The 13,027-nt window shown below is 74.2% G+C and carries 9 protein-coding genes; all 9 read left to right on the top strand.

The window, feature by feature from the left end; translation table 11 throughout:
• Positions 1-180 precede the first annotated feature (180 nt).
• The gene (locus V3T34_RS02695) at positions 181-672 is read left to right on the top strand and encodes a chemotaxis protein CheW (protein WP_305079003.1); all 492 of its coding nucleotides are present in this window, start codon (positions 181-183) and stop codon (positions 670-672) included.
• A gap of 8 nt (positions 673-680) precedes the next feature.
• A complete protein-coding gene (locus V3T34_RS02690) occupies positions 681-2,123 on the top strand; it encodes a CheR family methyltransferase (protein ID WP_305079004.1) in 1,443 nt (480 codons plus the stop codon).
• Positions 2,123-2,716 (top strand): chemotaxis protein CheW, encoded by a 594-nt coding sequence (locus V3T34_RS02685; RefSeq protein ID WP_305079005.1) that lies wholly within the window; start codon positions 2,123-2,125, stop codon positions 2,714-2,716. The genes V3T34_RS02690 and V3T34_RS02685 overlap by 1 nt, the downstream gene beginning before the upstream one ends.
• A gap of 34 nt (positions 2,717-2,750) precedes the next feature.
• Complete coding sequence (locus V3T34_RS02680) at positions 2,751-4,427, top strand: methyl-accepting chemotaxis protein (RefSeq protein WP_060849006.1); 1,677 nt, start codon at positions 2,751-2,753, stop codon at positions 4,425-4,427.
• Between the two features lie 31 nt (positions 4,428-4,458).
• Positions 4,459-6,759, top strand: a complete 2,301-nt coding sequence (locus V3T34_RS02675; RefSeq protein WP_305079007.1) for a hybrid sensor histidine kinase/response regulator — start codon at positions 4,459-4,461, stop codon at positions 6,757-6,759.
• A 17-nt stretch (positions 6,760-6,776) separates the two neighbouring features.
• Positions 6,777-7,829 (top strand): chemotaxis-specific protein-glutamate methyltransferase CheB, encoded by a 1,053-nt coding sequence (gene cheB, locus V3T34_RS02670; protein WP_305079013.1) that lies wholly within the window; start codon positions 6,777-6,779, stop codon positions 7,827-7,829.
• A 107-nt stretch (positions 7,830-7,936) separates the two neighbouring features.
• Positions 7,937-9,679, top strand: coding sequence for a response regulator (locus V3T34_RS02665; protein ID WP_331369095.1), 1,743 nt, complete (start codon positions 7,937-7,939; stop codon positions 9,677-9,679).
• The gene (locus tag V3T34_RS02660) at positions 9,676-11,589 is read left to right on the top strand and encodes a response regulator (RefSeq protein WP_060849004.1); all 1,914 of its coding nucleotides are present in this window, start codon (positions 9,676-9,678) and stop codon (positions 11,587-11,589) included. Before V3T34_RS02665 ends, V3T34_RS02660 begins: the two co-directional genes overlap by 4 nt.
• Before the next feature lie 204 nt (positions 11,590-11,793).
• The gene (locus V3T34_RS02655; protein ID WP_060849003.1) at positions 11,794-13,020 is read left to right on the top strand and encodes an efflux RND transporter periplasmic adaptor subunit; all 1,227 of its coding nucleotides are present in this window, start codon (positions 11,794-11,796) and stop codon (positions 13,018-13,020) included.
• Positions 13,021-13,027 lie beyond the last annotated feature (7 nt).

The raw sequence follows: 13,027 nt of genomic DNA, 5'->3' as shown, positions 1-13,027 counted from the left end.
AAGGGTCACCGGCTCGGCGACGAAAATGATGCGGGCGCCGGCCGCGAAGCGCCGGTGCCCCGTGGCCCTGCGGCGCGCCATTCCCGGCGCCGGCCGGCAGGGGCGCCCGCGCGGTTTGGAAACCGCGCCGGGCTCCCCTATGTGACGCGGCGGCGGTGTGGTCCGCCCGAGGGGGACGGGATGACGACCGGAACGGCCTACCTTCTGGTCGATGTCGCCGGGACGGAATGCGCCCTGCCGCGCCGGGCGGTGCGGGAGATCCTGCCCCTGCCGCGCCTGTGGCGCCCGCCGGGTGCTCCCCCGACGCTCGCCGGCTTCCTCAACCTCGCGGGCGCCGCGGTGCCGGTCCTCGACCTCGCGGCGTTGTTCGGCCTCGGCCGGCCGGTCACCGCCCGCCAGGCGCTCTACCGCCACCTGGTGCTGCTCCACGGCGATTCGCCCCTGGCCCTGATGGTCGACCGCGTCGCCGACTTCGTCCGGGTCGAGCCCGAGCGGGTCCGGCCGGTAGCCGACGGGGCGACGCTGAACGGCTGCGTCGCCGCCGAGATGCGGATCGGCGACCGGCTGGTCCACGGCCTCTCGGTCGACCGTATCCTGCTCGCCGAGGAGCGCGACCGCCTGACGGCGCAGACCCGGGAGGCGCAGGCGCGCCTCGCCGAGTGGGCGGCCTGAGCCGGATCATGCCGACCGCACGGCCGATCCCGGGGCCGGCCCCGACCGCCGACCCGGCCTTCGCGGCGCTGAAATCGCGCCTCGTCGCCCGCACCGGTCACCATTACTACGCCGACAAGGACGACCTCCTGTGGGAACGGGTCGGCCGGCGCATGCGCGTCCGGGGCGTGCCCGATCCCGCCGGCTACCTCGCGCTGCTGGAGGAATCCGAGGCCGAATGGGCGGCCCTCGAATCCGAGATCACCATCGGGGAGACGTTCTTCTTCCGCTACGCCGAGCAGTTCGCGGCCCTGCGCGGCACGATCCTGCCCGAGCGCATCGCGGCGCGCAGCGACGAGCGGCGCCTGCGGATCTGGAGCGCGGGCTGCTCGACCGGGCCGGAGACCCACTCGGTCGCGATCGTGCTGCGCGAGCTCCTCGGCGAGCGCCTGCCCGACTGGCGCATCGGGCTCACCGGCACCGACATCAACCGCGACGTGCTGGCGGTGGCGCGCCGCGCCGTCTACGGCGCCTGGGCCCTGCGCACCCTCGGGCCAGAGGAGCGCGAGCGCTACTTCCGGCCCGGGCCGCGGGAGGGCACCTTCGCGCTGCGGCCGGAATACCGGGGCCTCGCCCGGTTCGAGCCGCAGAACCTGATGAGCCTGCTCGACGGTACCGCCTCCCTGGCGCTCACCGACTACGACCTCATCCTGTGCCGCAACGTCCTGATCTACTTCCATCCGGACGTGGTGCAGGCCCTGGTGCGGGCCCTGGCGCAGCGCCTGCGGCCCGGCGGCTGGCTGCTCCTCGGCCATGCCGAGCCGAACCCGGCCTTCGCGGAGTTCCTGGAGGCGGTCGCGCTCCCGGGCACCGCCGCCTACCGGCGTCCGGGGGAGGGCGCGGTGCCGGACCTGCCGCCGCCGGCCCGTCTGGACCCGGTCCCGGATACGGTCCCGGGCCCGGAGGCGGCCTGGGCGCCGCTGCTGCCGCCGGAGTCGGCCGCCCGGGAGGTCGGGGCTGCGCCGATCCGGCTCCGCGCGCCCCTCGCCGTCCCGCCACCCGTGCCGCCCGCCGAGGGAGGGCCCCTCGCCGCCGTGCGGGCGCTCGCCGATGCCGGCGACCTCGAGGCGAGCTGGCGGGCCTGCCGGGCGGCTCTGGCCGAGGCCCCGACCGATCCGCGCCTGCGCTACTACGAAGGTCTGCTCGCCCGCGCCCGGGCCCGGCCGGACGAGGCGGAACGCGCCTTTCGCGGCGCGCTCTACCTCGATAAGGGCTTCGTCATGGCGCACTACCATCTCGGGCTGACCCTCGTCGCCGCCGGCCGCACCGAGGCCGGCCGCCGCGCGCTGGCCAACGCCCTGCGGCTCGCCGCGTCCCTGCCCGCCGACGCGGCCCTGCCGGAGGGCGACGGGCTCACCGCCGCCGAGCTGTCGGGCGCCGCCCGGCCGCTCCTCGGCGACGAGGCCGCCTGATGCCGCAGAACGCCGCCGCCGGCCCGGCCCTGCCCGGCGAGGCCGACCTCGACGCCGCCCGGATCGACGCGATCCTGGACGCCCGCACCCGCGCCCTCGCGGCCCGCGTCGCGGCGGCGGCGGCGCGCCCGACCCGGGCGCTGCTGCTCTGCCGCGCCGGCACCGAGCGGGTCGGCCTGCCGCTCGAGGCCGTCGCCGAGGTGTTTCCGTTCCGGCCCTGCACCCCGGTGCCGGGGGCGCCCGCGGCGCTGATCGGCCTCACCGGACGGGGCGGCCTCCTCGTCAGCGTTCTCGATCTCGCGACGGCGCTGGGCCAGCCGGCCGGCGGTCGCCCGGAGGCGGCCGGCGGCCACGTCGTCGTCCTGCGCCGCGACGGCCCGCGCATCGGCCTCAGGGTCGAGCGGGTGCTGGCGGTGACCGACGCGGTGGTCGAGGCCGAAGGGCTGGGCAGGCGGGCGGTGGCGGGCTATGTCGACGCCGCACCGACGGGCTCCCGTCGGGAATCGGACAAAACCGACGCGGGGTTCGCCGTGATCGACGTATCGGCCCTGCTGGCGCCGCTCCTCGCCGCCGGCCCGTCCCGGCCGGCCTGACCCCGCCCGCCATTCCAACCACAGGGAAGCCCGCGTGTCGCTCTCGATCGGGAACCGCATCCTCCTCGGCTTCTCCGCCGTCGTCCTGGTGATCGTGGCGCTCGGCGTCTACGCGGTCGGGCAGATCGGCGAGGTGCGCAACGCCACCGACATCATCGTCACCCGCGACCTGACGGTGATGCACCAGCTCGAGAACATCCGCGAGGCGCAGCGCCGGATGAGCGACCTGCGCGACGAGGCGACCACCCGCTACTACCTTCGCGCGCTCGGCCGCGAGCCGACGGCCAAGGAGGAGCCGACGGTGACCTGGCGCCGCAACGCGGCGAATGCCGAGACCGCGCTCGCCGGCGCGATCACCACCGCCAACGACTACCGGGCCCAGTCGCTCTCGGCCGACCGCGCCGCCGCCTGGCAGCGCATCGCCGAATTGCTGGTCGCGGCCGGCGCCGAATTGCGTACCACCCGCACCGCCACCGAGCGCCAGTTCGAGGCGCTCAACGCCAACGACGTGCCGGGCATCCAGGCGGCCGAGACCGCCCTCGACCAGTCGGGCGACAACTTCGTGCGCACCATGGGCAATGCCCGCGACGCCCTCGACGGGGCGATCACCGCCGGGCAGCGCCGGGTCGGGGCGATCTACGAGGAGAGCCGGCTCTCGACCCTGGTGGCGCTCGCCGTCTGCGTCGTCATGGCCCTCGTCATCACGGTGCTGATCCGCCGCTCGGTGGTCCAGCCCCTCGACGCGGTGATGGCCTTCGTCGGCAAGGTCGGGAGCGGCGACCTCACCGGGCGCATCGCCGAGACCAGCCGCGACGAGCTCGGGCGCTTGGGAGGCGTCCTCAACCAGATGGTCGAGGGCCTGCGCCAGCTCGCCAGCCAGAACCGCGCCTCGACCTCGAACCTCAACGCGGCGGCGGCCGAGATCCGCGCCTCGGCCCAGGAGCAGGCGGCGAGCGTCGAGGAGCAGTTCGCCGCCGTGCAGGAGACCGCCGCCACCGTCGACGAGATCACCCATGCGGGCGCCCAGATCGGCAAGCGGGCCCAGGAGGTCATCGCCACCGCCCAGGCGACGGCTCAGACGTCGAGCGCAGGGCTTCGCGCCGTCGACGAGACGGCGCGCGCCATGGATGCGATCCGCGAGCAGAGCGAGGCGGTGGCCGAGAACATCGTGGCGCTGAGCGAGAAGACGCAGGCCATCGGCGAGATCATCGCCACCGTCAACGACGTCTCGGAGCGCACGCATCTGCTCGCGCTCAACGCCGCCATCGAGGCGGCGGCGGCCGGCGAGAGCGGGCGCAGCTTCGCGGTGGTGGCCTCCGAGATGAAGGCGCTCGCCGACCAGGCCAAGGAGGCGACCGGCCAGGTGCGGGCGATCCTCGGCGACATCCAGCGCGGCATCAACGCCTCGGTGATGCTGACGGAGGAGGCGGTCAAGCGCGTGGCGGTGGGCAAGGAGCGCACCGACACCACCCACGCGACGATCGAGGAGATCACCGCCCGGGTGCAGGAGAGCGTGCAGACCTTCCAGCAGATCGTCGCCTCGACCAACCAGCAGCAGCTCGGCATCGAGCAGGTGATGGGCGCGCTCCAGAACATCCGCCAGGCGAGCCAGCAGACCGCCGCCGGCACCCGCCAGGTCGAGGCCGCGGCCGCCAACCTGAGCGAACTCGCCAGCGCCCTCCTGGCGCTCGCCGAGCGTTACCGGCTCTGACGCGCCCACCCGAGGAACCCGGCCCGCGCCGATGGACGACATCCGCCAGCTCCTCCTCGCGGCCTTCGACGCCGAGCACCGCGAGCACATCGCGGCGATCCGGGTCGCCCTCGCCGCGGCCGAGACCGGCCGGCCCGCGGACTGGAACGACGTGTTTCGCCGCGCCCACAGCCTGAAGGGCGCCGCCCGGGCCGTGGACCTGCCGGCGGTGGAGGAGGTCGCCCACCGGCTCGAGGCCCTGTTCGACCGGGTGGTGCAGGGTCGCCACGGCCTCGACCGGGCCACCGCCGGCGTGGTCGACCTCGCCCTCGACCGCATCGAGGGCCTGGTGGCGGGCCTCGCCGAGACGCCCGAGCCGGAGGCGCCGGCGGACGCCATCGCGGCCCTCGACACCTGCCTGTCCGGCGCGCCGATCCCCGGGGCGGCAGACCCCGCGGCGGCGACGGAGCAGGCGCCCGAGCCGGCGGCGCCGGCAGCTCCCCAGACGACCGCCCAGACGACCATCCAGACATCCCCCCCGCAGGACGGGGCCGTCGCCTACCTGCGCATCGCCAGCGACCAGGTCGAGGCCCTGTCGAAGGCGGTGCACGACCTGAACGCGGCGCTCCAGGGCCAGGAGACCGTCGCGGCCGCGGTGGCGGGGCTCGAATCCGGTGCCCGGACCCTGCGCCGCAGCGTCGACACGGTGCAGGGCCGCACCGGCGAGATGGTGGCGCTCGCCCGCCGCCTGCGCGAGGCCGGCGATCCGGCAGGCGCCGCCCTCGACGGCTTCGTCGATCGGGTGCGCCGCCTCGACGGCGACCTGCGCGGCGTGATCCGCGGCATCTCGGGCCTTGCCCGGGTGCAGAGCCGCAGCACCGGCGTGGTCGACGGCGCGCTCCGGCGCCTGCGCGACGATTCCGACCGCCTGCTCCTCGTCCCGGCCGAGACGGTGTTCGGCGGCTACGGCCGGATGGTGCGGGAGATCGCCCGCGAGGCCGGCCTCGCCGTCGAGGTGCGCCTCCACGGCCTCGACCTCCAAGTCGATCGCGGCCTGCTCCAGGCCCTCAAGGACCCGGTCCTGCACGCGCTGCGCAACACCATCAGCCACGGGGCGGAGCCCGAGCCGGCGCGCCGCGCCGCCGGCAAGCCGGAGGCGCTCGGCGTCACCCTGTCGGTCGCCTCGAAGGGCAGCCAGCTCGTCGTGACGATCCGGGACGACGGCCGGGGGCCCGACCTCGCCCGCATCCTCGAGACCGGCCGGCGCCAGGGGCTGGTCCCGCCGGGGGCCGAGCCCACCCCCGACGAGATCCTCGACCTCGTCTTCGCGCCGGGCTTCTCCACCGCCCCCGCCGTCGACCGGATCGCCGGGCGCGGCATGGGCCTGTCTGTGGTGGCGGAGGCCGCCCGGGCGCTGCGCGGCCGCGCGACCTTGCGGGCGGCCGCGCCCCACGGCGCCGAGGTCGTGATCGCGGTGCCGCTCTCCGCCGCGCGCCAGCCGGTGCTGCTGGTCGAGGCGGCGCTGAGCCCCGGGGCGCCGCCGCAGACCTTCGGCCTGCCGAGCGGCGCCGTCGCGCAGCTCCTGCGGCTTTCCGGCCGCGACCTCGCGTCCGTGGCGGGAGAGCCGGCGGCGAGGATCAACCAGGGGGGGCGGGACGTTGTCGTGCCGCTCGTTCCCCTCGCGTCTCTCCTCGGTTCCGGTGTCGCTCCCCTTCCTCTCCATGACGGCGTGGTCCGCGCCGTGCTGCTGCGCTGCGGCGCCTCGCTCTGCGCCGTCGCGGTCGACCGGCTGCTCGACGTGCGGGTGCTCCTCGTCGGGCCGGCCCCGCCGCTCGGCGGCGATCCCGCGCTGATGTCCGGCACCGTGATGCTCGCCGACGAGACCCCCGCCCTGGTGCTCGACCCCGAGGGCCTGTGCGTCCGCGCCCGGGCCGGCGGCCTGGTGGCGGCGCCGGTCGCGGCGCCGGAGCGCCGCAAGGCGCGGGTCCGCACCGTGCTCGTCGTCGACGATTCGATCACCACCCGCACCCTCGAGAAGAGCATCCTGGAGGCGCATGGCTACCGGGTCTTCGTCTGCGTCGACGGGCAGGACGCCCTCGACCGCCTGCGCCGGGACGGCGGCGACGTCGACCTCGTGGTCGCCGACGTCGAGATGCCGCGCCTCGACGGGTTCGGCCTGCTCCAGGCGGTCAAGGCCGATCCGGGCTTGACGCGGCTGCCGGTGATCCTGATGACCTCCCGCGGCGATCCCGCCGACATCCGCCGGGGCCTCGATCTCGGGGCCGACGCCTACATCACCAAGCAGAAGTTCGACCAGCGCGAGCTTCTCGACACGATCGGTCAGCTGCTGTGAGCACCCCCGTCCGCGTCATGCTGGTGGAGGATTCGCTGGTGGTGCGCCAGCTCCTCGCCCACATCGTCAGCCGCGATCCCCGCCTCGCCCTCGTCGCCGCGGTCGATTCCGGCGAGGAGGCCCTGCGCGAGATCCACCGGGTCCAGCCCGACGTGATCTCGATGGACATCCGCCTGCCGGGCATCGACGGGCTGGAGACCACCCGGCGGATCATGGCCGAGCGCCCGACCCCAATCGTCGTCGTCGCCGACGCGATCGAGGATTCCTCGCTCAAGATCTCGATGAACGCCCTGCGGGCCGGCGCGCTCAGCGTGGTCGAGAAGCCGGTCGGCACCGGCCACCGCGCTTACGAGGCGATCGCCGACCAGATCTGCACCCAGCTGCGCATCATGAGCCAGGTGCCGGTGATCCGGCGCCGGCCGATCGGCGCCGAGCGCCTGGCTCGCTCCGACGCGCCCCGGGAGGAGTTCCGCGGGACGATTCCCGCCACCCAGGCCCCGAGCGTGCTGGCGGTGGCGGCCTCGACCGGCGGGCCGCCGGCCTTCGCCAAGCTGCTCGGCGCCCTCCCGGCGGATTTTGCCTTGCCGGTGCTCCTCGTCCAGCACATGGGCGCGGCCTTCATGGAGGGTTTCGCCGACTGGCTGAACGGCGTCGTGCCGCTCACCGTCGTCATCGGCCGCGAGGGCGTGCGGCCTCAAGGGGGCCACGTCTACGTGGCGCCGGGCGACCGCCACCTCACCCTCGGGCCCGGCGGGCTCCTCGCCCTGGTCGACGAGCCGCCGGTCGGCGGCCAGCGTCCCTCGGCGACCGTGCTGTTCCGCTCGGTCGCGCGGGCCGCCGGGCCGCGGGGCCTCGGCGTGCTCCTCACCGGCATGGGCGAGGACGGTGCCGCCGGCCTCCTCGACATGCACGTCGCGGGGGCCGCCACCATCGCCGAGCACGAGAGCTCGGCGGTCGTCTACGGCATGCCGGCGGCGGCGGTGCGCCTGCGGGCGGCCGGCCACGTGCTGCCCCTCGACCTGATCGCCCCGCGGATCCTGCGGGCGCTGCAGCCGGGTCTCGCGCCGTGACGGCCGCGCAGCCCGGGCCGCAGCCCGACGCGCGAGGGGTCTCTCGGCCGGAGGTTTCCCCACAAGGGGCTCCCGGGCCGGAGCGCCCCCCGGCGCCTGCGACCCGCATCCTCCTGGTCGAGGATTCCGAGACCCAGGCCCTGCAGCTGCGCCTCTTCCTGGAGCGCAACGGCTTCGCGGTGACGCGCCACGCCACCGCCGAGGCCGCCCTCGAGGCGATGAACCACGGCCTGCCCGACCTCGTCGTCGCTGATTACCACCTGCCCGGAATGAACGGCGACGAGCTGACCAGGCAGATGCGCCTCGCCATGCGCACCCGGGCGACGCCCGTGCTGATGCTGACCGAGGCGAGCGGCCGCGACATCGAGCGCCAGGGGCTCGAGAGCGGCGCCGACGCCTACGTGCCGAAATCCGCCGACCGCGACCTCCTGCTGCTGCGCATCCGCGCGCTGCTGCGCGAGCGCGCCGCGGTGCCGGCGGGCGAGCCGGCCCGGGCGGCGAATTTCCGCCGCGCCCGCATCCTGGTCGTCGATGGCAGCGCTACCTTTCGGGCGTACCTCTCCGCCCTCCTGGCGCAGGAGGGGCACGAGGTGGTGGCCGCCGACGGGCCCGACCAGGCGATGGCGGCGTTGCAGGCCCCCGGCGAGGGCTTCGACTGCGTCACGGTCGACCTCCTGGGCACCAGCTTCGACGCCATCGCGCTCTGCCGCCGGATCGACGCCCTGCGGGGCGCCGCGACGGGGGCGGGGGCGCCGGGCTTCTCCCTCGTCGGCATCGGCTCGGCGGCGGCCTCCAGCAAGGACCTCCTGGTCGAGGCGTTCTCGGCCGGGGCCGACGACGTGGTCGCCAAGGATGTCGGCGGAAGGGATCTGGCGGGCCGGGACGGAACCGGCCCGAAGGGCGCGGATGCCGACCTCCTGGCGATCCGGGTGCGCACCCTGGTGCGCCGCAAGCTCCTGGAGGAGGACGACCGGCGGGTCGCCGAGGAGGTGCGCCGCCACGCGCTCGCCGCCGAGCGCGCCAAGGCCGAGGCGGCCGCCGCCGAGGCCAAGGCGGCGCTCGCCGGCGCGCTGGCGCAGGCCAACCACGACCTCGAACAGGCCAACCACCGCCTGAAGGACACCCAGGCCAAGCTCGTCCAGGCGGCGAAGATGGCCTCGCTCGGCGAGTTGGTCGCCGGCATCGCCCACGAGATCAACAACCCGCTCGCCTTCATCCTCGCCCACCAGGGCACGGTCGAGCGGCTGATCGGCGAGGTGGCGGCGACGATGCCGGAGGGCGATCCCTCCCGCCGCCCCCTCGACAAGGCCCGCGACCGGGTCGGTGCGATGCGGCTCGGGCTCGCCCGGATCCAGGACCTCGTCGTCAACCTGCGCAAGTTCTCGCGCCTCGACGAGGGCGAGATGCAGACCGTCAACGTGCCGGACGCGATCGAGAACGTGCTGGCGCTGATCCAGCACAAGCTCGGCACACGCATCGCCGTGCACAAGCACCTCGCCGGCGCGCCCGAGATCCGGTGCTCGCCGGCCCTGCTCAACCAGGTGGTCATGAACATCCTCGGCAACGCCGCCGACGCGATCCCCGGCGACGGCGCGATCACGATCGAGACCGCGATCCGCGACGAGCACGACGTGATCCGGATCTGCGACACCGGCCCGGGCGTGCCGGAGGCGCTGCGCGAACGGATCTTCGAGCCGTTCTTCACGACGAAGCCCGTCGGTTCCGGCACCGGCCTCGGCCTCGCCATTGCATACAGCGTCGTGCAGGCGCATAGCGGACAGATCTCCGTGGAATCGGCGCCGGATGGAGGGGCCTGCTTCGTGATCAGCATTCCGAGGCGGGCCGCATGAGCGTGGGCATGACGACCAACGCGACGAAGCCGACCTTGCGCGGGACGATCCTGGCGGTCGACGACGAACCCGACATCTTGGTGGCCCTCGAGGATCTGCTCGAGGACGAGTACCGGGTGCTCACCACCAGCCGGCCGGCCGAGGCCCTGGAGATGATCGCGGCCGAGCCCGACATCGACGTCATCCTGTCCGACCAGCGCATGCCGGGCCTGACCGGCGACGCCCTGCTGGCGCAGGCGCGCGAGATCTCGGACGCGCAGGCGATCCTGCTCACGGGCTACGCCGACATCTCGGCGGTGGTCTCGGCACTCAACCGCGGCGGCATCACCGGCTACGTCACCAAGCCCTGGGATCCCTCGCTGCTGCGCAACGCCGTGCGGGCCGCCCACGAGCGCCACCGCCTCGCCCGCGAGCTCGCCACCGAGCGGGCGCTGCTGCGCGGCCTCCTCGACCATTCGGGCGACGCCATCGCCTTCAAGGACGCGCAAGGCCGCTTCCTGCGGCTCAACGCCCGCATGGCGACCCGCCTCGGCGCGCCCTCGTCCGAGGCGTGCCTCGGCCGCCGCGAGGCGGAGGTCGCCGGCCCCGGGAGCGAGGCCGCCGAGGCCGCGGTCGCTGCCGATTTGGCGGCGATCGCCTCCGGCGCGCCGACCGAGACGATGGTGGCGAGCGGTCCCGAGGCGGCCCAGACCTGGAGCCAGGTCACCCGGGTGCCGATCCGCGACGCGGCCGGCGCGGTGGTCAACCTCGCGGTGATCGAGCGCGACGTCACCGAGCAGCGCCTGCTCGAGATGCGCCTGCGCCAGGCCGACAAGATGCAGGCGCTCGGAACCCTGGCGGGCGGCGTCGCGCACGACTTCAACAACCTGCTGACCGCGATCCTCGGCAGCCTCGAGCTCGCCCTGCCGAAGGTGGCGGGGGATGCCCGGCTGTCGCGGCTGATGACCAACGCCACCCAGGCGGCGCAGCGCGGCGCGGCGCTGACCAAGCGCCTCCTCACCTTCAGCCACCGCCGCGACCTCCAGGCCCGCGTGGTCGACCTCAACGCGGTGATCCGCGGCATGGACGACCTGCTCGGGCGCAGCCTGGGGGGCTTCGTGCAGGTCGAGCGCGCCCTCGACGACGACGTGTGGCCGGCCCGCGTCGATCCCGACCAGCTCGAGCTCGCGATCCTCAACCTCTGCATCAACGGCCGCGACGCGATGCCGGAGGGTGGCGTCGTCGCGCTCTCGACCCGCAACGAAGTGGTGCGGGCGAGCGCCGATCCGAACCTGAAACCCGGCGACTACGCGGTGATCGCGATCCGCGACACCGGCACCGGCATTCCGCCCGAGATCCTCGGCCGGGTGTTCGAGCCGTTCTTCACCACCAAGGGCGTCGGTCAGGGCACGGGCCTCGGCCTCGCCATGGTGTTCGGCCTCGTGCAGCAATCCGGCGGCACGATCCGCATCGACAGCGAGGTCGGCCACGGCACCACGGTGCTGCTCTACCTGCCGCGCTCCCACGAGGCGGTCGAGCCGGTGCAGGCCGCGGGCGCCGCGCCGGCGCCGGCGCCGCGCCGGGCCCGCGTCCTGGTGGTCGACGACGACCCCCAGGTCCGCCACGTCACCGCGTCGTTCCTCAACGGCTTCGGCTACGACGAGGCCGAGGTGCCGAGCGGCGAGGCGGCCCTGGAGCGCCTCGCGGCCGAGCCGTTCGACCTCGTGGTCGCCGACCTGGCGATGCCGGGCATGAGCGGCCTCGACCTCGCCGAGGCGGTGCGGACGCACTGGCCGGCCCTGCCGTTCCTGCTCGTCACCGGCCACGCCGAGGCGGCCCGCATCCCGGCGGATTTCTCGGTGCTGGAAAAACCGTTCCCCTCCGCCGACCTGGCGGCCCGGGTCGCGGCCCTGCTCACCCAGGACGTGTGAGAGGCGCGCCGCCGGCCAATCCAGGATGGTCGATCCCGTGCGGCCGAGTGTATCGCGGGCGGCACAGCTGGCCCGGAACTGTCCGGGCGCGACTTTCATTCACGCTTGCGTCAGCGAAAGTGGCTAGATGTTGCCCGCGCGTTGCGGATCGGTCATCTCCGTCGCGCCAAAGCACTGCGCCCGCCGACGAAGAGTGTGACGCCCATGGCCCGGACGCTGAGACTGAGCACCCAAGTCGTGGTCCTGGCCGTGGCGGCCGCCGGCGCGGTCTTCGCCTACCCGTACCTGCGCCCGGCGCACCGCCAGGAGCCGATCGTGGCCTTCGCGGACGTGCCGGCGAGGCCGCAGGCCGGCAGGGCCTTCACCCTCACGGCCTCGCAGCTCGCCACGGTGTCGAGCGAGCCGGTGGTCAAGCGCCAGTTCTTCGAGGAGATCGCCACCGAGGGCAAGATCGGGGTCGACGAGTACCAGGCGACGCCGGTCTTCTCGCCCTATCCCGGCCGCGTCATCGCGATCTTCGCCCGCACCGGCGAGCAGGTGAAGCGCGGCCAGCCGCTGTTCTCGGTCCAGGCCAACGAGATGGTCCAGGCGCAGAACGACTACCTCGCCGCCCTCAACGTGCTGAACAAGAGCCGCTCGCAGCTCACCTTCGCGCAGGCCGCCGAGAAGAGGCAGCGCGACCTCTACGAGACCCGCACCACGACCCTGCGCGAGCTGCAGGTCGCCCAGAACGACCTCACGTCGGCCACCAACGACAACCGCACCGCCGAGGTCGGGCTCGAGGCGGTGCGCAACCGCCTTCGCATCCTCGGGCTTCGCGACGAGGAGATGGCGGCCCTCTCGAAGGGCTCGGCGATCAACCCCGACACCCCGATCAACGCGCCGCTCAGCGGCACCATCATCCAGCGCAAGATCGGCCCGGGCCAGTATGTCGGGTCGAGCGGCGAGCCGTCGTACATCATCGGCGATCTGTCGAAGGTCTGGCTCATCGCGCAGCTGCGCGAGGCCGACGCCGCCAAGGTCGAGATCGGCGAGAAGATCACCTTCCAGGTGCCGGCCCACCCCGACAAGACCTTCGAGGGCCGGATCAACTTCATCGGCACTTCCGTCGATCCGGCGACGCGGCGCATCACCGTGCGGGCCGAGATCGGCAACAAGGACGGCCTGCTCAAGCCGGAAATGTACGCCAGCGTCCGCATCATCAACGAGCGCGAGAACCTGTCCCACGCCGTGCCCCGCGCCGCGGTGATCCTCGAGGGCAACAAGGCCAGCGTCTGGGTGCTGCGGGCCGACAACTCGGTCGAGAACCGGCCGGTCCGGGCCGGCATCGTCGAGGGCTCCACCGTCGAGATCCTCGACGGGCTGCGGGAAGGCGAGCGGGTGATCTCCCGCGGCTCGCTCTTCATCGACCGGATGTCGACCCAGAGCTGACGCGCCC

The sequence above is a fragment of the Methylobacterium ajmalii genome, from assembly GCF_036448855.1.
Lineage (GTDB): Bacteria > Pseudomonadota > Alphaproteobacteria > Rhizobiales > Beijerinckiaceae > Methylobacterium > Methylobacterium ajmalii.
Note: the sequence above shows the minus strand (reverse complement) of the source record. Positions and strands in the feature narration are given on the sequence as shown.

Excerpts from the sequence above, each read along its gene's own strand:
- V3T34_RS02695 (WP_305079003.1), top strand. The coding sequence starts at position 181 with ATGACGACCGGAACGGCCTACCTTCTGGTCGATGTCGCCGGGACGGAA.
- V3T34_RS02690 (WP_305079004.1), top strand. The coding sequence starts at position 681 with ATGCCGACCGCACGGCCGATCCCGGGGCCGGCCCCGACCGCCGACCCG.
- V3T34_RS02685 (WP_305079005.1), top strand. The coding sequence starts at position 2,123 with ATGCCGCAGAACGCCGCCGCCGGCCCGGCCCTGCCCGGCGAGGCCGAC.
- V3T34_RS02675 (WP_305079007.1), top strand. The coding sequence starts at position 4,459 with ATGGACGACATCCGCCAGCTCCTCCTCGCGGCCTTCGACGCCGAGCAC.
- cheB (WP_305079013.1), top strand. The coding sequence starts at position 6,777 with ATGCTGGTGGAGGATTCGCTGGTGGTGCGCCAGCTCCTCGCCCACATC.
- V3T34_RS02660 (WP_060849004.1), top strand. The coding sequence starts at position 9,676 with ATGAGCGTGGGCATGACGACCAACGCGACGAAGCCGACCTTGCGCGGG.
- V3T34_RS02655 (WP_060849003.1), top strand. The coding sequence starts at position 11,794 with ATGGCCCGGACGCTGAGACTGAGCACCCAAGTCGTGGTCCTGGCCGTG.